Origin of the sequence: Bradyrhizobium sp. HKCCYLRH2047 (genome assembly GCF_051168175.1) — a bacterium.
Lineage (GTDB): Bacteria > Pseudomonadota > Alphaproteobacteria > Rhizobiales > Xanthobacteraceae > Bradyrhizobium.
Window position 1 is genome coordinate 1 of record NZ_JBNPUM010000009.1, and the last position, 17,741, is coordinate 17,741.

Below are 17,741 nucleotides of genomic sequence, written 5' to 3' on the forward strand. Positions count from 1 at the left end.
CGCGCGCGCACCAGCTCGACGACCGACAGCTGCGGGATCGCGAAGCGGTCGCCGCCGGCTTCGACGATCAGCGCCGAGACGATCGCGAGCGTCAGCGGGATCTTGATGGTGACCGAGGTGCCCTCGCCGACCACCGACTTGATGTCGATGGTGCCGCCGATCTGGTCGATGTTGGTGCGCACCACGTCCATGCCGACGCCGCGGCCCGAGACCGAGGTGACGGCGGCCGCGGTCGAGAAGCCCGGCTCGAAGATGAACTTGTGGATCTGCGCTTCGGTCATCTTCTCGAGCTCGGCCTCGGTGACGAGGCCGTTCGCCAGGGCCTTGGCCTTGATGCGCTCGGTGTTGAGGCCGCGGCCGTTGTCGGCGATGCAGATGATGATATGGCCGCCTTCATGATAGGCGGAGAGCCGGATCGTGCCCTGCTCGGCCTTGCCGGCCGCGGCGCGCTCGGCCATCGTCTCCAGGCCGTGATCGGCGGAGTTGCGCACCATGTGGGTGAGCGGGTCCTTGATCAGGTCGAGCACCTGGCGGTCGAGCTCGGTGTCGGCGCCGTGCATCTCGAGCTCGATCTGCTTGCCGAGTTCGGTCGCGAGGTCGCGGACGATGCGCGGCAGCTTCTGCCAGGCATTGCCGATCGGCTGCATGCGCGTCTTCATGACGCCCTCCTGCAGCTCGGCGGTGACGTTGGACAGCCGCTGCAGCGGCACCTTGAACTCGGTGTCCTCGTTGCGGCGGGCGATCTCGAGCAGCTGGTTGCGCGTCAGCACCAGCTCGGAGACCATCGTCATCAGATGTTCGAGCGTGTCGACGTTGACGCGGATCGACTGGTTGGCGACCTTGTCGTTCTCGTGCACCTCGCCGTCGGCATTGGCCTTCGGCCGCGCCGCCTTCTTCGGCTCGGCCTTGGCCTCTGCTTCCGCCTTGGCAGGCCCGGCCTTGGCGACCGGCGCCGGGGCAGCGGGTTTGGGCTCAGGCGCCTTCTCATGCGCGGGCGGCATCTCGATCGCGGTCTCGCGGAAGGCGCGCTCCAGCTCGTCGAGCGACACTTCGCCCGGACGCAGCGGACGCTCCAGCGTCTGGTCGATCAGCGAGCCGTGCGTTACCGCGGGGGCTGGCGGCGGTGCGGGCGGCGCGGGCGCGAGCGGTGGCGCGGCCTCGCCGGCGGCCATGGCCGCCATGCCGCGCTCGACCATGGCTTCGAGCTCGCTGATGAGGTCGCGGTCCTCGCCCTCCGGCTCGGCCTCGTTGGCCTCGAGCTGTCCCAGGATGTCCTTGATGCGGTCGATGGTGGTGAGGATCAGCGTCACGGCCTCGCCGGTGACCGGCATGCCGTCGCGGAATTTGCCCATCAGGGTTTCGGCGGCATGCGCCAGCGCCTCGAGCCGCGGCAGGCCGAGGAAACCGCAGGTCCCCTTGATCGTGTGCACCAGCCGGAAGATGTTATCGAGGATCTTGGCGTTGTTCGGCTCCTGCTCGAACCGCACCAATTGATTGTCGACGGTATCCAGGCTCTCGCTGGTCTCCGTCAGGAACTCACGCAACAGGTCATCCATGAAACTGGCCTTCGCACGCAACGGAACGCGACATGACGCGCCCTTCAAACCGTGGCCAGTTTCGGTGCAAAGCGTTTAATATTAGTTGAGTAAGCGCAAATGAACGGACTCAACAAAGAGATAAGATGCATCCGGACGAATTCGGACACATCGGCAAGGCTTGATTAACCGTGGTGAACGGATTCTTGCGCCTGTCCCACGACAAGAGGTCGCAGCACCGGCGCGGCAGGACGTCCGCCCGATCAGGCCGCCTGCACGACCATCGCATTGCCGTCGGCGGTGAGCGTCACCTTGAGGCCGCAGGCATCGGCGAGCAGACGGGTGTAGTAGGGCTGCACCGCGTGGGCATCGATGGTCGATTGCAGGTCGCCACCGAGCAGATTGACGATGTTCTGCGGCAGCCGGGCATTGAGCCCGGTGGCGGCGACGCGGAAGCTCATGGTCTCGCCATCGCCGATCGGGTCGACGGTCAGCATGCCGCCGCGCGGGATCGTCTGCTGCGCCACCACCATCATGTTGAGCAGCAGCTTGACCCGGTTCTTGGGCAACAGCAGCCGCGGCAGATTCCAGGTGATCGAGGTCTTGGCGTCCTCGATGTGGCCGCGCGCCATGGTCTGGGCGTCGCCGAGATCGATCTGCGCGCCCGCCGAGCCCGCCGCACCAAAGGCGAGGCGGCAGAATTGCAGCCGGGCCGACGCCGTCTTGGCGCTCTTGCGGATCAGCTCCAGCGCGAAGTCGCGATCCTCCGGCTTCGGATTGTCGTCGAGCACCTCGAGCCCGTTGACGATGGCGCCGACCGGACTAATCAGGTCGTGGCAGACCTTCGAGCAGAGCAGAGCGGCAAGTTCGAGCGTATCGGGAGCGGGAATCGGATTGGCGATCTCGGGAGAGGACGTGCCGGACATTCGATGTTCCTGAAATCCGCGAACCTGGGCGAATCATGCTTGCGTTAACGCTTGATACACTGCGAAAGCAGGGACCGCCACCGGACTGAGGGCGGGACACGGGAAAGTACGTAGCGGTCTTCCCGGCAGCCGCGGCTCAACGACCATGCGAACGGCCGTACCCGGATGCGCCGGACGCCAGAACAGGGATACGATGATGCAAGCTGCGTACGGAACGGCCGGAAGGAGCACCGCGCAATGACGACGGCACCGACTGCAGGAACCGTCGAGGTCGAGGCCGCCGCGGCGCTGATGGCGCCCCTGACGGAGCTCGTCGTCGAGGCGGCCCACGCGATCCTCGCCGTCAACCGCCGCGCCATGGCCGTCACCGACAAGTCCGACGGCTCGCCGGTCACCGAGGCCGATCTTGCCGCCGACCGGGTCATTGCCGAGGGGCTGGCCCGGCTGGCGCCGGCGATTCCCGCGCTGTCGGAGGAGCGGGTCGGAGCCAGCGCAGGACCGTTCAAGGGCAGCTTCTTCCTGATCGATCCGCTCGACGGCACCAAGGAGTTCGTCGCCGGGCGCGGCGAGTTCACGGTCAATCTGGCGCTGGTCACCGGCGGCAGCCCGCTGCTCGGCATCGTCTGCGCGCCGGCCATCGGCCAGATCTGGCGCGGGCTGGTCGGCCGTGGCGCCGAGCGGCTGTCGTTCACCGAGGCGGGTCTGGCGGCCGCCGAGCCGATCCGCACCCGGCCGATGCCGCCGCAAGGCGCGGCATGGGTCGCAGCGGTCAGCCGGTCGCATGGCGATGCCCGCACCGAAGCCTTCATTGCCGCGCGTCCTGGCGCCGTGCGCCTGCCGCTCGGCTCGGCCGTGAAGTTCGGCCGGCTCGCCGAAGGTCTGGCCGACATCTATCCGCGGCTCGGCCCGACCTCGGAATGGGACGTGGCGGCAGGCCATGCCGTGGTCGTAGCCGCCGGCGGCACCGTCACCAGCGAGACCGGCGCGCCGTTGCGCTATGGCGAGCGCCCCGACGGCTTCATCGTGCCGTCCTTCATCGCCTGGGGCGACCCGGCTGCGGTGAAGGTGTGAGACAGCCCTGCCGCGCTATTGCGGCAGGTCGTCCTCGAGCGCCGGCCAACGGGCCTCCGCACGCGGCAGATAGCGGCCCGGGTCGGCCGCGAAAGCGTCGCGGCTCTCCTCACGGTTGAACAGGAACAGCCGTTCCTCGACCACGACGAAGAAGCGCGGGTTGCCGGCCACCGTCACGCCGCGAGCCACGTCGGTCGGGTCATAGCCGCCGAATTGCGGGCCGTAGACCTCCGGATGGGCCAGGAACGAGGCGCGATTGCCCTCGTTGCGAAACCGCCAGACCACCCCGCCCTGGGACGCCTCGAAATCCGGCAGCCCCGGCATGGCCTTGCCATCCACGAAATAGGAAACAGGATCGAAGCCGTCGATCGCCAGCCCGCTGAAGCGGTCGGAGATGATGCGCTGCGTCGTGGCCGCCGGCGCGCCGACCGGCGGCAGCGCGGCGAGCGTGATGGCGGCAATTACAAGGCGAAACAGCGACTTTGACCCGGTCTGGGGCGGTTGTTGCCGTTGTGCGGTCATAGTTGGTGCCGATAACATGGGAGTCGCAGGGGCATCGCCCCTCGCCCGACAATCGCCCGATGTGGTTGGCGTCAGGTTAAGGCGAAGCTCGGGCAGCCGATAGCAGGGGATTTCCATCGATGAGTTTCGCATCCCGCCTTGCCGCCACGACGCTCGCGGCCGTGCTGGCCATGACCGCGTCGGTCGCCGCGCAGCAGGCGCCCCCGCCTGCCGCGCCGCCCTACCAGGCCGCGCCGCCGTATCAGCAGCCCGCACCGCCGCCGCGCCCTGCGCCCAGCCCGGACAGCTTCAATCCGGACGAGCTCGTCAATGCCGGCCACCGCTTCTTCGGCAACGTCTCGCGTGGCCTCGCCTCGGTGATCGAGCGCGCCGTCAGCCAATGGGGCCTGCCGAATGGCTACATCCTGGGTGAGGAAGGTGCCGGGGCCTTCGTCGCCGGTCTCCGTTACGGCGAAGGCACGCTCTACACCAAGAACGCCGGCGACCTCCGCGTCTATTGGCAGGGCCCCTCGCTCGGCTTCGACTGGGGCGGCGACGGCGCCCGCACCATGACCTTGGTCTACAATCTGCCGGCCACCAGCGCGATCTATCAGCGCTTCGTCGGCATCGACGGCTCGGCCTACATTGTCGGCGGCTTCGGCATGACGGCGCTGACCGCGAACAACATCGTCCTGGTGCCGATCAGGTCCGGCATCGGCCTGCGGCTCGGCGCCAATGTCGGCTACCTCAAGTTCACGCCGAGCGCGACCTGGAACCCGTTCTGACGGCGCTGGCTGATACCGCCAGGACACGTTCTCCCGTGACGGATCAAGGTTAACACGGCATTGGGCTGGCAATGAATCAGCCCGCCGTGCATTGTGATTCCGTTAATCATTTCGGACCGGGAGTTGTGCGTCATGGTCGAGCCGATCATGTATTTTGCGATCGGTTTTCTGATCGCCATGCTCTGTGCCCTCATGGTCGTGCCGCTGGTGCACAATCGTGCGGTGCGGCTGACGACGCGACGGCTCGAGGCGGCGACGCCGCTGTCGATGGCCGAGATCCAGGCCGACAAGGACCAGCTGCGCGCGGAGTTCGCGATGTCGGCGCGGCGGTTGGAGATGAGCGTCGACGCGCTCAAGAACAAGGCCACCGGCCAGCTCGCCGATCTGGGCAAGAAGACCGACGCCATCAACCGCATGAAGATCGAGCTGGGCGAGAAGAACGCCGCGATCTTCGCCCTCGAAGCGCGCGAGAAGGCGCTCAAGGACCAGCTCCGCGCCACGGAAGAAGAGTTCGCCGCCAAGACCGAGGCGCTGCGCGCCGCCGAGCAGGCGCTGAAGGAGAAGCAGGCCGAGCAGGTGCGCCTGACAGCCGAGCTCAACGACAAGGCGCTGCTCGCCGACAGCCGCCAGGTCGAACTGGTCTCGGTCAGGACCCAGGTCGAGGAGCTGCGCAGCCGCGTCTCCGACGCCGAGAAGGAATTCTCCGCGACCCAGGCCCGCCTGGCGCTGGAGCGCGACGAATCCGACACCGCGACCAAGGCGCTCAACGACGCCCGCGCGCGGGTCGAGAATCTCAGCCAGCGCGTCACCGAGCTCGACCGCCAGCTGATCGTGCAGGTCAAGGAAGCCGAGATGCTGGCGAGCCGCGTCGCCGACCTCGAGGGCCGGCTGTCGACCCAGGGCAAGCTGCTCGCCGAGCGCGACTTCGAGAACAACCAGTTGCGCGAGGCCAACGTGGCCGCCGACCGCGCCTTGAAGGAGCTGCGCGAGGAGCTGGCCGGCATGGGCAGCGGCAAGTCGGCCGCGTTCGAGCGGCTCAAATCCGAGAAGGCCGCCCTCGAACAGCAGCTCCAGGCCGCCCGCGACGAGCGCACCAAGCTGCAGCGCGAGATGAACGCCATCCAGCAGCAGGCCGAGAGCACCTGGGCCCAGGAGCGGATGGAGAACGCGCTGCTGCGCGAGCGCATCAACGACATCGCCGCCGAGGTCGCCAAGCTCGCGATGCAGATCGAGGGCCCGAACTCGACCATCGAGGCCATGCTGGCCGCCGAACCGGCCCCCGCCAAGCCCGCCAACGCCAATGGCGTCGCCGCGGCGCCGGCTGCTGCGGCCGGCGGCGTGCCCCAGGGCGGCACCCTGGCCGACCGCATCCGCGCGCTGCAGTCGCACGCCTCGCGGGCAAGGCAGATCGGGGCCTGAGAACGGGCCAGCGGGGCGCGGAGTGCGCGGCGGATCTGCCCCTCAGTTCAGCATGGAAGCCGGCACGCCATGGGGCCGGTTTCGGCCCCGATCGAGGACAGCCCGGCGCGCACCAGCAGTTTTCCTCGCCATCTCCGCCGCAAATCCTTGACACCCCCTGCCCGCGCTTCGTAAATCGCGGGCTCCGACGGACTGCTTCGGGCGCCTCGCTGGCTCACAGCCACGACCGCCACCGGCAACCGGGCGCATAGCTCAGCGGGAGAGCGTTCCCTTCACACGGGAGAGGTCCAAGGTTCGATCCCTTGTGCGCCCACCATTTGCCGCCGCCCCCCCCTTTCCTTTCATGCGATCGCTTGGGCTGGTCTGGCCTGTCGTTGTGCCTCGGGCGACGCGATGGTCACGCAGGATTGAGCGGGATCAACGACTGCGTCGGCGCCTGTCCTATGTTAGCTGTCTCGCTCTGCGACCGGAAAGGTAACTCCATCTCGATGCGGCTCGTCCGTACCATCCTGGCGTTCGCGATTGCCCTGTCCGTGGCGATGCTGCCGATCGGCGCATCGGCGGCTGCGATGGCGTCGTCGGACGAGATGCAGACGAGCCTGCAGATGGACGACGGGGCCGGCATGTCGATGGACGAATGCTGTCCCGACGACATGAAGGGCACCGGCTCGCCTTCGCACACCTACAAGTGCGGCATGGGTTTCTGCTGCGCGGGCGGGACGGTTGCGCTCGGCGATGTCAGGGCCGTTGCCTTCGCGCCCCTCGCCGTGAGCGCGACCACGATCGCCATTCCCGCCGATCAGGTCGCTGCTCTTCACAGCGGCAGCCCTCCGTTCCGACCTCCTCGAATCTGATCTCGCACGAGCCGACGCGCGCCGTGCATGCGCGCCGATGACTGACGTGCGCGCCGCGGGCGCCACGGCCGAGATCCATTCATGAGGACAGGACCATGCTTTCCGGAATCAGCACCGCGGCGCTTGCCGCCACCCTTTCGCTCGCCGCATCGGCCGCCGTCGCCGGCGCCGCCGACTACAGCTTCGAGCCCGTCACGGCGGAGATGAAGAAGGGCGACGACGTCACGGTCGCCGTTCGTCTCACCCACAAGCAGACCGGCAGGGCCGTAACCGACGCGGTCATCTTCAAGACCCGCGTCGACATGGCGCCGGACGGGATGGCCGACATGGTGTCGGAGGTGGCGCCGCTGCCCTCCAAGGAGCCCGGCGTCTACGCCTTCAAGACCGACCTGCCGATGGCCGGGCGCTACCAGGTCACACTCTCCGCGAAGGTGCAGGGCGAGCCGGAGACAGTCACCGGCAAGGTCGTCGTCAAGGCGACGAAGTGAGCCTGCGGGGCGCTCCCCGCGAGCGCCCCGATCGTCCCAACGGATAGCGCGCGTCGCGCGCCTCACGGTGATGTCATGAACACATTGCGTCTGCTCGCGGTCGTCACGCTCGGCGTCGGCCTTGGTTTGGGTGGCCTCTGGTCGATCCAGACCTCACCTCCGTCGCTTCGCAGCCATCTCGCCGCCGCGGCGGCGGAGCGAATGCCGCTGTATTATCGCGATCCCAGCGGCGCCCCTGCCTGGTCGGCAGGTCCCAGGAAGGACCAACGCGGGCGGGATTACCTGCCGGTCTACGACGACGATCAAGCCGCGCCGGACCCTGCCAAGCCGAAGCAGCAGGCGGACTCCTCGCGCCGGATTCTCTACTACCGCAATCCGATGGGCCTGCCTGACACGTCGCCTTCTCCGAAGAAGGACCCGATGGGAATGGACTACGTTCCCGTCTACGAGGGCGACGATGCCGAGGATGGCGTGGTGAAACTGTCGCCCGGCAAGATCCAGCGCACGGGCGTGAGATCCACGCCGGTCGAGCGGCGCACGCTCCATGTCGCGGTCAAGGCGCCGGGCACCATCCAGCTCGACGAGCGCCGCGTCTCGGTGATCGCGATGCGCGCCGAAAGCTTCGTGCAGAAGGTCGCCGACGTGACCACCGGCACGCGCGTGAAGGCGGGGCAGTCGTTGATGGAAATCTACAGTTCGGCCATTGCCGCGGCCGCAGCAGAATATCTGTCGACGATCAATTCCAACATCGTCGCCGGCAACGCCGCCTACGGCCGCGGCTCGCGCCAGCGCTTGACCAATCTCGATGTCCCGGAGCCGGTCATCACCGCGATGGAGAAGTCGCGCATCGCCCCGGTCACGGTGCAGTGGTCGGCGCCCCGCGACGGCATCGTGCTCGAGCGCAATGCGATCGAAGGCATGCGTGCCAATCCCGGCGACGTGCTGTTTCGTATCGCCGACATCTCACTGGTCTGGGCGCTGGCCGATGTCGCCGAACGCGACCTCGGAAGCATCGCGGTGGGGCAGCCCGTGACCATCCGCGCGCGCAGCTTCCCTGGCCGGACGTTCACCGGGTCGATTGCGGTGATCTATCCGCAGGTGAACAAGGAGACGCGCACGGCACGGGTGCGGATCGAGCTCGCCAATCCCGACCTCGCGCTGCTCCCGGACATGTATGTCGATGCCGAGATCGACACGGCCGCCGCGGCGCCGGTGCTGGCCGTGCCGGCCGATGCCGTGCTCGACACCGGCAGCCGCCAGGCGGTGCTGATCGACAAGGGCGACGGCCGCTACGAGCCGCGCGCCGTGAAGCTCGGCCGCCGCGGCGCCGGCCATGTCGAGGTGCGCGACGGCCTGTCGGATGGCGAGGCGGTCGTCACCGCCGCCAACTTCCTGATCGATGCCGAAAGCAACCTGAAGGCCGCGCTGAAGAGTTTTGCGGACGCCAGCGAGCCGCAGCCCGCCGACGCCGATCATGCCGCCATGGGAGAGCACAAATGATCGCCCGCATCATTGCGTGGTCAGCGCGCAACCTGCTGCTGGTCCTGTTCGGCACCGGCTTCGCGGCGGCGGCAGGCTTCTACGCGCTCATTCATCTGCCGCTCGACGCGATCCCCGATCTGTCCGACACCCAGGTCATCGTCTACACCGAATATCCCGGTCAAGCGCCGCAGGTGATCGAGGACCAGGTCACCTATCCCTTGACTACGGCGATGCTGACAGTGCCGAAATCGAAGGTCGTGCGCGGCTTCTCGTTCTTCGGCGTGTCGTTCGTCTACGTCATCTTCGAGGACGGCACCGACATCTACTGGGCGCGCTCGCGCGTGATGGAGTTCCTGAACGGCGCCGCCTCGCGGCTTCCGGCGGGAGTCACGCCGACGATCGGGCCGGACGCGACCGGCGTCGGCTGGGTCTATCAATACGCCGTCATGTCGAAGGAGCTGAATCTCGCCGACACCCGCACGATCCAGGACTGGAACCTGAAGTTCGCGCTCGCCAAGGCCGAGGGCGTCGCCGAGGTCGCGAGCATCGGCGGCTTTGTCAAGCAGTACAATGTGGTGCTCGATCCGCAGCGCATGCGCGACCGTGGCATCTCCTTGCAGAAGATCCGCGACGCGATCCGCGCCAGCAACGCCGATGTCGGCGGCCGCACCGTCGAGCTGTCCGAGTTCGAATATGTCATCCGCGGCAAGGGCTATCTGCAGAGCATCAACGATCTCGGCAACATCGTGCTCAAAAGCTCCGGCGGCACGCCCGTGCTGCTGCGCGACGTCGCCAATGTCGAGCTCGGGCCCGACGAGCGGCGGGGCATTGCCGAGCTCAATGGCGAGGGCGAGGTGGCCAGCGGCATCGTGCTGCAGCGCTTCGGCGTCAATGCGCTCGACGTGATCGAGAACGTCAAGAAACGCTTCAGGGACATCGCGAGCAGCCTGCCCAAATCGGTCGAGATCGTTCCGGTCTATGACCGCTCGAACCTGATCTATGCCGCGATCGACACGCTCAAGCACACGCTGCTCGAGGAGAGCATCGTCGTTGCCTTGGTCTGCATCGTGTTTCTGCTGCATGTGCGCAGCGCCCTGGTCGCGATCCTGATGTTGCCGGTCGGCGTGCTAATGGCGTTCGGCGCGATGAAGCTGCTCGGCCTAGGCTCGAACATCATGAGCCTGGGGGGCATCGCGATTGCGATCGGCGCCATGGTGGATGCGGCGATCGTCATGATCGAGAACGCCCACAAGCACCTGGAGCGCGCCAAGCCCGACCAGTCGCGTGTCCAGATCCTGATCGACGCCGCCGCGGAGGTCGGTCCCGCCCTGTTCTTCAGCCTGCTGATCATCACCGTGTCGTTCATGCCGATCTTCACGCTGGAGTCGCAGGAAGGCCGCCTGTTCAGCCCGCTCGCCTTCACCAAGACGTTCTCGATGGCGGCAGCGGCGCTGCTCTCGGTGACGCTGGTGCCGGCGCTGATGGTGATCTTCGTCCGCGGCAGGATCATTCCCGAGCATCGCAACATCATCAACCGCTTCCTGATCTGGATCTACCGTCCGGTCATCAAGGGCGTGCTGCAAGCGAAAACGCTCGTGATCCTCGCAGCCATGGTCGTTCTTGCCGTCTCCATCTGGCCGGCGCGCCAGCTCGGCACCGAGTTCATGCCGAGCCTGAACGAGGGCACGCTGCTCTACATGCCGACCACCCTGCCCGGCATCTCCGTGACCAAGGCGGCAGAGCTGATGCAGATGCAGGACCGGATCATCAAGTCGTTCCCGGAGGTCGCCTCGGTTTATGGCAAGGCCGGACGCGCGGCGACCGCCACCGACCCTGCGCCGACCGAGATGTTCGAGACGGTCGTCAACCTCAAGCCGAGGGAGCAGTGGCGTCCCGGCGTCACCATCGACGGCCTCGTTGCCGAGATGGACAAGGCGCTGCAATTCCCTGGCGTCTCCAACGCCTGGACGATGCCGATCAAGGCGCGCATCGACATGCTCTCGACCGGCATCCGCACGCCGATCGGCGTCAAGGTGATGGGCACGGACCTCGCCGAGATCGATCGTCTGGCCAAGCAGATCGAGCGGGTGATCAAGACCGTTCCCGGAACCTCCTCGGCCTATGCCGAGCGCGGCATCGGCGGCTATTACCTCGAGATCACGCCCGATCGCGAGGCTCTCGCCCGCTACGGCCTCCTGGTCCAGGACGTTCAGGATACGATCGCAGCGGCCCTCGGCGGCCAGACGATCACCACGACCGTCGAGGGCCGCCAGCGCTTCAGCGTGAACATGCGCTATCCGCGCGATCTCCGCGACAATCCGAAGGCCATCGCCAGCGAGGTGCTGGTGCCGATGCCGTCCGGCGGCGCCGTGCCGCTCGGCGAGGTCGCGAAGGTCGAGCCGGCCAGGGGTCCCACGTCGATCCGGACCGAGAACGGACAGCTCGCGACATACATCTATGTCGACATCCGTGACCGCGACATCGGCAGCTACGTCGCGGACGCGCAGCGTGCCGTCGCCGAGAGCATCCGGTTTCCGGCCGGCACCTATGTGCTCTGGAGCGGGCAGTATGAGTATCTGCAGCGCGCGGCGGCCCGGCTCAAGATCGTCATTCCGGTGACGCTCACCATCATCTTCCTGCTGCTGTATCTGAACTTCAGGGCCATGACCGAGACCCTGATCGTGATGCTGTCGCTGCCCTTCGCGCTCGTCGGTGGCATCTGGATGATGTGGTGGCTCGGCTTCAATCTGTCGGTCGCCGTCGCCGTCGGCTTCATCGCGCTTGCCGGCGTCGCCGCAGAGACCGGCGTGGTGATGCTGATCTATCTCGATCACGCGCTGGCTGCGGTGAAGGCGAGGCGCGATGCCGACGGTCGCCCCCTGAACCGGCAGGATCTCCAGGACGCGATCATGGAGGGCGCGGTCGAACGCGTCCGCCCGAAGATGATGACGGTCGTCGCCATCATGGCGGGCCTGTTGCCGATCATGTGGAGCACCGGCACGGGCTCTGAGATCATGCAGCGCATCGCCGTGCCGATGATCGGCGGCATGATTTCGTCGACCCTTCTCACCCTGATCGTGATTCCGGCCATCTTCGGCTTGGTCAAGGGACGCAGCCTGTCGACCAGGACAGGGACGACGGCGGACGCCTCGAGCGGGTCGCAGGGCGTGCAAAGGGCAGCTTGATCCACCGACAGCGAGAGGAGAGACGATGAAACATTTCGCGACAGGAGCTCCGGTGGTCGCGGCGAAGGCGCCCGATCATGGTCAGCGACTAGCCGTACCGGCGCTGAAGACGAACGATCGTCACCCCTGAGCCCGCCGGTCGTTGATGTGGATCAACCTGAATGGCCCACGTCCGGCCATTGTTGATCGCCCCTGAAGGAGGACTTGGTCATGCAAAAATTGCCCCTGGCTTTTCTGTTGGCGTTTTCGGCCTTGGCGCATCCCGCCTTTGCTCAATCCTCCACTGACCATTCGGCCCATCATCCTGATCAGAAGGAAGCGCCAGCAACTGATGCCGGCAAATCGACCAGCGGGGCGAGCTCGTCACAGACCATGATGGGCGGCGGCATGATTAAGATGATGGACAGCATGCCGATGTCCAACATGATGCCGATGATGTCCGGCATGACGCGGCCGTCCGACGATGGCATGGGCGGCATGGAGGTGCTCGATCATGTGGAGGGACGGATCGCGTTCCTGCGGGCGGAGCTCAAGATCACGGACGCCCAGATGCCGGCATGGAACGGTTTCGCCGACGCGTTTCGCGCGCGTGCGAAGACGCTCGGTGATCTCAGGATTGCGATGATGTCGCAGTCCGGCTCGGAGACGGTGCTCGACCAGCTGACCGCACAGGAAAAATCGCTATCGGCTCGCCTCGACGCCACGCGAGCGATCAAGACCACCCTGAGCGACCTCGTCGCAACCTTTTCCGACGAGCAGCGAAAGGCGGCCGACGAACTGCTCGCGCCCAATCTCGGCATGACGCCGATGCGGATGCGGGGCGGGCGAATGAGCTCCATGCGGATGCAGCGGGGCCATTAGCCGCCGAGGGCCGATCGACAAGCGGATACGCCGCGAGCGTCGCATTCGACGTCTGCGGTCGACATGTGAAGTTGACTGATATAGGGTACCCCCCTATATTATCTCGATGTCGCATACCATCAAGCACAAGTCCAAGCTTCTCGCGCGCGTCCGGCGCATCAAGGGCCAGATCGACGCGGTGGAGCGCGCGCTCGAGGCGGAGCTCGGCTGCGCCGACGTGCTCATGCTGGTCGCGTCGGTCCGGGGCGCCATCGGAGGCCTGACCACCGAGCTGCTGGAGGATCACATCCGGCACCATGTCGTCGACCCCGCCCACGAAAGCGATCCCGACAAGGCCAAGGGTGCCGCCGACCTCATCGAGGTCGTGCGGACCTATCTGAAGTGAGACTGGCATGACCGATCTGTCCCAACTGCTCCAGCAAGGCAGCGCGCATGCGTGGCTGTTCGTGCCCAGCGCGATTGCCCTGGGTGCGCTGCATGGCCTGGAGCCCGGTCATTCCAAGACCATGATGGCCGCCTTCATCGTCGCGATCCGTGGCACCGTCCTTCAGGCCGTGCTGCTCGGCCTCTCGGCGACCATCTCCCACACCGCGATCGTATGGGTGGTCGCGCTCGCCGGCCTTCACTTCGGCCAGGAGCTTTCGGGCGAGCGCAGCGAAGCCGTCCTGCAACTGATCTCGGCCGTCATCATCATCGGCATCGCGGCCTGGATGGTCTGGCGCACCTGGCGGGACCAGAGTGGACACCATGACCATGACCATCATCACCATCACGACGCGCCGCGATCGGTCGCGCTTGCCGGCCACGCGCTGTCGGTCGAGATCTTCGAAGATGGCGTGCCGCCGCGTTGGCGGATCCGGAACGAGACCGGCGCACTCCCACCCGCCGACACGCTCCACGTCACGACCGTTCGTGGAGACGGCCAAGAGCAGCAGTTCAGTTTCCGGGCCAGCGGCGACGCCTTGGAGAGCGTCGAGGAGATCCCGGAGCCGCACGCGTTCAAGGCACGCATCACGCTTGCCGGCGAGTCCGTGGAGATTCTGTTCGAGGAGCACACGCACGATCACATGGACCTCGGCGACGAGGACGATGCCCATGCGCGCGCCCACGCCGACGACATTCGACGGCGCTTCGCCGGCCGTACCGTCACGACCGCACAGATCGTCCTGTTCGGACTGAGCGGCGGCCTGATCCCTTGCCCCGCTGCCATCACGGTCCTGCTGTTGTGCATTCAACTGAAGCAGTTCAGCCTCGGCTTCGTCCTGGTGCTCTGCTTCGGCATCGGCCTGGCCATCACCATGGTGTCCGCCGGCGTGCTCGCCGCACTCAGCCTTCGGCATGTCGAACGCCACTGGTCCGGCTTCAGCCGCTTCGCGCACCGGGCGCCCTATCTCTCGGCTGCTCTGATCGTGCTGGTGGGGACCTATACGGGTTGGCTGGGCCTGCACGAACTGATGATCTGAGGCGGAGGCGCGCCGGGGGGCAAAGCCCGAGCAGCAGCACGTTCGCAGCGGGTCCAATTGCGCAAGGACATGCCCTGAGCGCACCCCTCTCCGTCAGCGCATCGCGAAGAGCTCCTGGTGGAATCGCTCTCTGATAGGAAAGTCTTGCGCACCGAAATCTCGCCTGAGAGCCTCGCCGAAGGCGGTCGGACCGCAGAACCAGATGCTTGCGTTTTGCCAGTCCGGCACCGCCCGGCGAACACGGTCGCCCGTCAGTCGTCCGTCGCGGGCGTCGATGAGAACGTGCAGGCGGACATTGGCTGAACGCGCGTCCGCAGCGAGCTTTCCCAAGGCCTCCTCGTCGACATCCGCCGTGGTGTGAAACAAGTCCACCCTCGCGACAGGGAAATCGGGGCTCCCCTTCCGCATCGCCAGCTCTTTCATGCGGGCGACAAAAGGCGTGATACCGATGCCACCGCCGATCCAGATCTGGTGTGTGCAATCGTCGTCGAAGGTGAAGCAGCCATAGGGGCCTTCGACCTTCACCTCCTGCCCGACATGGAGCTTCTCCCGCAACTGGCTCGTATGGTCCCCGAGCTCCTTGGTGATGAAGGTGATCCTGGGGTCCTCAGCGTTCCAGCCGGACGCAATTGTGTAGGGATGGGCGCCCTCGGAGACGTCCGACGTGGCAAAGGCGAACTGGCCCGGCTTGTGCCCGGGCCAGCCATGGGACACCTCGATTTCGGTCTCCATGGCTCTGACGCCGGGATAGTATTTGAGCGACGTGATCCTGCCTTTGACCTGCCGCCCGGCGCCGACGCGTTGCAGCAGCGTAATCGCGGCCGCCCACGTCCCGCAGGCAAGCATCGCCGCCATGGTCAAGCCGAGCGGCGACATCCAGTAGCTGAACTTTGTCAGCGTGACCGCATGAAAGACCAACACCAGGTACGCCAGGGCGAGAAGCCGATGTGTCTTGTAGAACAGCCGATACGGGAAGGACTGAACGAGCGCCAAGGCAATCAGCACCACCGTGCCGTAAAAGGCCCACTCGCCGAGCCCCTCGGCCGATCCATGCAGGCTCGCAAACAGAGACTCGACGGGATTCGCGATGGGCGGCCTTGCCCCACGCTCCGGCCGCGCCAGCAGACCCCAGCCGACCGCCCATTTCGGACCGTTGGCCCAGAGCCAGTGGACGATGGCGGTCACAAGGGCCGCGATGCCGAACCATTTGTGCAGGCGGTACATCTTGTCGAGGCCGCCCAGCCATGCCTCCGGCCAGCGCGGTCGCAATGCGAGGATCATCGCCATGCTCATGCAACCGATTGCCAGGACTCCACTCAGCTGCACCATCCTTTCACGGAGTGGAAAGAAGGCGCCCGGTCCAAATGGATCTGGTTCCGCAACCAGCCACAGCAGCGAGAGAACCGCCAGGGTCCCCCAAAATGCTCGCTTGAGATTTTGCATGCGGGCTTCTCTCACGACGACATCGACGCAATCCTGGACTGATTAAGCGGCGCAGCCTTGAGCTGGCTCAAGGCTGATCGTCATGAGCTGCAAGCCAACTTCAACAGGGCTCGCAGGGTGTTCTCGTTCAGTTAGTTTGGCTGATGACCGTTGATAGCTGATCCGGAAGGCCTCGAGGCAGCGCCCGAGCTTGGCGAGAATGCCGATGCCTGATCGTGGGCTCGAGCAACCTCGGCCGGGATCTCGGCTGCGACGTCGCGCTGCAGGCAGAACTGATCGACGATCCATAGCAGCGCCATGGCCGCTTCGGGCTGGCGAGACTGCGCCGTCCGCAAGGGCGCGAGCGTCGGCACCGCCATGTCACGGCGCTCCGCCTGAGCGTCAGCGAGAGCGCGGTGCGCGAACCTCGCGATCTCCTTGGAAGAGAGAACCGGGCGCTAAACCTTTTGGCATGACATTCATTCCCATGACGCCACGAGGCCACCGCATCGCGATGCGAGCCCGAAGCCCGCAGCCGCAGGTGGAGGCTGCTGCGTAGATGCACTCGGCCAAATTGGCCTCGCTCACCCGCGCATGGGCTCCCTGCGCCCGGCACAATCGTCACAGAATGCCCTCGGCGCTGCCCGTGCCGCCGGTCAAGTCGGCTTTTGCGGGGCGGAACTCTCACGTTTTCCTGATTCCTGCGTCAGAACGCCGCGGATCGAATTCGCCTATGGTCCGGCGCGTTTCCAACCCACGGAGGTTTTCCGCATGCGTAAACTGATCATCGCCACCGCCGCCCTCGCGTTCGTCTCGTCGGCCGCTCTTGCCCAGTCCACGGAGAAGCCGATGACGACCACCGGCCAGTCGGCGAAGAGCGGCGACGCCATGGGCGGGGGCGACACCATGAAGATGAGCAAGACGAAGAAGAAGTCGGCCAAGAAGACGTCCGGCGACGGCATGTCGAAGTAGATCCAGCGCGGGCGTGCCTCAAGGGGCACGCCCGGCGCTGCCAGTGGCTCGGACCGGTCGGTCCCGGTCCCGTCTGGAGAGCGCAATCGCGTCTGATCTCTTCTTCCCGCGCCTCATGGACGCGCCGCTGGCGGCGCCTCTCACGATGCGGGTCTCAGCGCCCGTGATCTGACGTGTCTATGCGGCCGCCAGCCCCATCTGCTGCAATCGCCCCGCGAACCAGGCCGACAGGACCTGGTCGATTCGGGCCCCGACATAGACCTCCGGCGTGATCACGTGGCGGCGGTCGAGAATCACCAGCACGCCGATCCAATAGGCAAACCACAGATGCGGGTCGGTCAGCGCCATCAGCTTGTGGCGGTCGTGCGCCAATGGCTGGTGGTTGCCGGCCTTGCGGACCTCGATCGCCAGCAGATTGTCGGGCACGGCGCGCTTGTGCACGACGATGTCGGGGTAGATCGATTTTCCCAGCTCGTCGTCGGTCGAGACGATGGTGCCGCGCGGGAGCAGCATGGCGCGGTCGCCGAGCCGGTTGTAGTCGCAATCGACGTCCCAGCCGAGGAAGTTGCGCTCCAGATGCACCGAGAGCCGGTGCGTCAAAGCGCGCTCACCGAGATCGCGGTCGAGGATGAAGCGCTCGCGCGCATAGAACTCCTGCAACGCGGAGATCAGCCGGTTCAATTCGCTGTGCATGCCGCCCAAACAAAACAAACGATGGAGACGTCACCATCAACACGCGATCGTGCTGAGTCGCCAACCACATAAATGCTGACATGA

Annotated in this window: 18 protein-coding genes and 1 tRNA gene; 12 read left to right on the top strand and 7 right to left on the bottom strand. The window is 66.2% G+C overall.

The features are described from left to right. Nucleotides 1-1,556 (bottom strand): chemotaxis protein CheA (locus tag ACQR1D_RS21375; protein ID WP_434896494.1); only part of this gene is annotated, 1,556 nt, incomplete at its 3' end. A 242-nt stretch (nt 1,557-1,798) separates the two neighbouring features. After that, complete coding sequence (gene chpT / locus ACQR1D_RS21380) at nt 1,799-2,461, bottom strand: histidine phosphotransferase ChpT (protein ID WP_315752676.1); 663 nt, start codon at nt 2,459-2,461, stop codon at nt 1,799-1,801. A 237-nt stretch (nt 2,462-2,698) separates the two neighbouring features. Here chpT and cysQ point away from each other — a divergent pair, with 237 nt between their 5' ends. Next, entirely contained in the window at nt 2,699-3,532 is an 834-nt protein-coding gene (gene cysQ, locus ACQR1D_RS21385; protein ID WP_315803215.1) for a 3'(2'),5'-bisphosphate nucleotidase CysQ, read from the top strand. Between the two features lie 15 nt (nt 3,533-3,547). Here cysQ and ACQR1D_RS21390 read toward each other — a convergent pair whose 3' ends face one another. Further along, a complete protein-coding gene (locus ACQR1D_RS21390) occupies nt 3,548-4,054 on the bottom strand; it encodes a YHS domain-containing (seleno)protein (RefSeq protein WP_315803214.1) in 507 nt (168 codons plus the stop codon). Nucleotides 4,055-4,173: 119 nt separating this feature from the next. Here ACQR1D_RS21390 and ACQR1D_RS21395 point away from each other — a divergent pair, with 119 nt between their 5' ends. The 7 genes from ACQR1D_RS21395 to ACQR1D_RS21425 all read left to right on the top strand — a co-directional run bounded on the left by ACQR1D_RS21395 (nt 4,174) and on the right by ACQR1D_RS21425 (nt 12,246). Continuing rightward, nucleotides 4,174-4,818, top strand: a complete 645-nt coding sequence (locus tag ACQR1D_RS21395) for a DUF1134 domain-containing protein (protein ID WP_316177471.1) — start codon at nt 4,174-4,176, stop codon at nt 4,816-4,818. Between the two features lie 132 nt (nt 4,819-4,950). Then, nucleotides 4,951-6,237, top strand: coding sequence for a hypothetical protein (locus ACQR1D_RS21400; RefSeq protein WP_434838663.1), 1,287 nt, complete (start codon nt 4,951-4,953; stop codon nt 6,235-6,237). A 241-nt stretch (nt 6,238-6,478) separates the two neighbouring features. Further along, nucleotides 6,479-6,553: transfer RNA gene (locus ACQR1D_RS21405), tRNA-Val, on the top strand. Nucleotides 6,554-6,725: 172 nt separating this feature from the next. Continuing rightward, on the top strand, nt 6,726-7,091 hold the full coding sequence (locus tag ACQR1D_RS21410) for a hypothetical protein (protein ID WP_434838675.1): 366 nt from the start codon (nt 6,726-6,728) through the stop codon (nt 7,089-7,091). A 95-nt stretch (nt 7,092-7,186) separates the two neighbouring features. Then, nucleotides 7,187-7,579 (top strand): FixH family protein, encoded by a 393-nt coding sequence (locus ACQR1D_RS21415; RefSeq protein WP_434838662.1) that lies wholly within the window; start codon nt 7,187-7,189, stop codon nt 7,577-7,579. A 75-nt stretch (nt 7,580-7,654) separates the two neighbouring features. Beyond that, a complete protein-coding gene (locus ACQR1D_RS21420; RefSeq protein WP_434838661.1) occupies nt 7,655-9,079 on the top strand; it encodes an efflux RND transporter periplasmic adaptor subunit in 1,425 nt (474 codons plus the stop codon). Next, on the top strand, nt 9,076-12,246 hold the full coding sequence (locus ACQR1D_RS21425; RefSeq protein WP_434838660.1) for an efflux RND transporter permease subunit: 3,171 nt from the start codon (nt 9,076-9,078) through the stop codon (nt 12,244-12,246). The genes ACQR1D_RS21420 and ACQR1D_RS21425 overlap by 4 nt, the downstream gene beginning before the upstream one ends. A 308-nt stretch (nt 12,247-12,554) precedes the next feature. Here the strand turns inward: ACQR1D_RS21425 and ACQR1D_RS21430 are convergent, their stop codons facing one another. After that, on the bottom strand, nt 12,555-12,692 hold the full coding sequence (locus tag ACQR1D_RS21430) for a hypothetical protein (RefSeq protein WP_434838659.1): 138 nt from the start codon (nt 12,690-12,692) through the stop codon (nt 12,555-12,557). Between ACQR1D_RS21430 and ACQR1D_RS21435 the strand changes: the two genes are divergently transcribed. The 3 genes from ACQR1D_RS21435 to ACQR1D_RS21445 all read left to right on the top strand — a co-directional run bounded on the left by ACQR1D_RS21435 (nt 12,691) and on the right by ACQR1D_RS21445 (nt 14,570). Next, nucleotides 12,691-13,107 carry a Spy/CpxP family protein refolding chaperone gene (locus ACQR1D_RS21435; RefSeq protein WP_434838658.1) on the top strand — a complete coding sequence of 139 codons (417 nt, stop codon included), beginning with the start codon at nt 12,691-12,693 and terminating at the stop codon, nt 13,105-13,107. The genes ACQR1D_RS21430 and ACQR1D_RS21435 overlap by 2 nt on opposite strands. Before the next feature lie 106 nt (nt 13,108-13,213). After that, on the top strand, nt 13,214-13,492 hold the full coding sequence (locus ACQR1D_RS21440) for a metal/formaldehyde-sensitive transcriptional repressor (protein ID WP_315714001.1): 279 nt from the start codon (nt 13,214-13,216) through the stop codon (nt 13,490-13,492). A 7-nt stretch (nt 13,493-13,499) separates the two neighbouring features. Continuing rightward, entirely contained in the window at nt 13,500-14,570 is a 1,071-nt protein-coding gene (locus tag ACQR1D_RS21445; RefSeq protein ID WP_434838657.1) for a nickel/cobalt efflux transporter, read from the top strand. Nucleotides 14,571-14,663: 93 nt separating this feature from the next. Here the strand turns inward: ACQR1D_RS21445 and ACQR1D_RS21450 are convergent, their stop codons facing one another. Both ACQR1D_RS21450 and ACQR1D_RS21455 read right to left on the bottom strand, forming a co-directional pair. Continuing rightward, the gene (locus ACQR1D_RS21450) at nt 14,664-16,013 is read right to left on the bottom strand and encodes a ferredoxin reductase family protein (RefSeq protein ID WP_315803203.1); all 1,350 of its coding nucleotides are present in this window, start codon (nt 16,011-16,013) and stop codon (nt 14,664-14,666) included. A gap of 131 nt (nt 16,014-16,144) precedes the next feature. Beyond that, on the bottom strand, nt 16,145-16,372 hold the full coding sequence (locus ACQR1D_RS21455; RefSeq protein WP_315803202.1) for a hypothetical protein: 228 nt from the start codon (nt 16,370-16,372) through the stop codon (nt 16,145-16,147). Between the two features lie 391 nt (nt 16,373-16,763). Between ACQR1D_RS21455 and ACQR1D_RS21460 the strand changes: the two genes are divergently transcribed. Beyond that, nucleotides 16,764-16,964 carry a hypothetical protein gene (locus tag ACQR1D_RS21460; RefSeq protein ID WP_315803201.1) on the top strand — a complete coding sequence of 67 codons (201 nt, stop codon included), beginning with the start codon at nt 16,764-16,766 and terminating at the stop codon, nt 16,962-16,964. A 177-nt stretch (nt 16,965-17,141) separates the two neighbouring features. On the opposite strand, the gene ACQR1D_RS21465 is transcribed toward ACQR1D_RS21460, so the two are convergent. Continuing rightward, the gene (locus tag ACQR1D_RS21465) at nt 17,142-17,657 is read right to left on the bottom strand and encodes a hypothetical protein (protein WP_315803200.1); all 516 of its coding nucleotides are present in this window, start codon (nt 17,655-17,657) and stop codon (nt 17,142-17,144) included. Between the last annotated feature and the right edge of the window lie 84 nt (nt 17,658-17,741).

What these genes read in the sequence shown, in the direction of transcription:
- chpT (WP_315752676.1), bottom strand. Translation starts at nt 2,461, where the DNA reads ATGTCCGGCACGTCCTCTCCCGAGATCGCCAATCCGATTCCCGCTCCC.
- cysQ (WP_315803215.1), top strand. Translation starts at nt 2,699, where the DNA reads ATGACGACGGCACCGACTGCAGGAACCGTCGAGGTCGAGGCCGCCGCG.
- ACQR1D_RS21390 (WP_315803214.1), bottom strand. Translation starts at nt 4,054, where the DNA reads ATGACCGCACAACGGCAACAACCGCCCCAGACCGGGTCAAAGTCGCTG.
- ACQR1D_RS21395 (WP_316177471.1), top strand. Translation starts at nt 4,174, where the DNA reads ATGAGTTTCGCATCCCGCCTTGCCGCCACGACGCTCGCGGCCGTGCTG.
- ACQR1D_RS21400 (WP_434838663.1), top strand. Translation starts at nt 4,951, where the DNA reads ATGGTCGAGCCGATCATGTATTTTGCGATCGGTTTTCTGATCGCCATG.
- ACQR1D_RS21410 (WP_434838675.1), top strand. Translation starts at nt 6,726, where the DNA reads ATGCGGCTCGTCCGTACCATCCTGGCGTTCGCGATTGCCCTGTCCGTG.
- ACQR1D_RS21415 (WP_434838662.1), top strand. Translation starts at nt 7,187, where the DNA reads ATGCTTTCCGGAATCAGCACCGCGGCGCTTGCCGCCACCCTTTCGCTC.
- ACQR1D_RS21420 (WP_434838661.1), top strand. Translation starts at nt 7,655, where the DNA reads ATGAACACATTGCGTCTGCTCGCGGTCGTCACGCTCGGCGTCGGCCTT.
- ACQR1D_RS21425 (WP_434838660.1), top strand. Translation starts at nt 9,076, where the DNA reads ATGATCGCCCGCATCATTGCGTGGTCAGCGCGCAACCTGCTGCTGGTC.
- ACQR1D_RS21435 (WP_434838658.1), top strand. Translation starts at nt 12,691, where the DNA reads ATGACGCGGCCGTCCGACGATGGCATGGGCGGCATGGAGGTGCTCGAT.
- ACQR1D_RS21430 (WP_434838659.1), bottom strand. Translation starts at nt 12,692, where the DNA reads ATGCCGGACATCATCGGCATCATGTTGGACATCGGCATGCTGTCCATC.
- ACQR1D_RS21440 (WP_315714001.1), top strand. Translation starts at nt 13,214, where the DNA reads ATGTCGCATACCATCAAGCACAAGTCCAAGCTTCTCGCGCGCGTCCGG.
- ACQR1D_RS21445 (WP_434838657.1), top strand. Translation starts at nt 13,500, where the DNA reads ATGACCGATCTGTCCCAACTGCTCCAGCAAGGCAGCGCGCATGCGTGG.
- ACQR1D_RS21450 (WP_315803203.1), bottom strand. Translation starts at nt 16,013, where the DNA reads ATGCAAAATCTCAAGCGAGCATTTTGGGGGACCCTGGCGGTTCTCTCG.
- ACQR1D_RS21455 (WP_315803202.1), bottom strand. Translation starts at nt 16,372, where the DNA reads ATGGCGGTGCCGACGCTCGCGCCCTTGCGGACGGCGCAGTCTCGCCAG.
- ACQR1D_RS21460 (WP_315803201.1), top strand. Translation starts at nt 16,764, where the DNA reads ATGCGTAAACTGATCATCGCCACCGCCGCCCTCGCGTTCGTCTCGTCG.
- ACQR1D_RS21465 (WP_315803200.1), bottom strand. Translation starts at nt 17,657, where the DNA reads ATGCACAGCGAATTGAACCGGCTGATCTCCGCGTTGCAGGAGTTCTAT.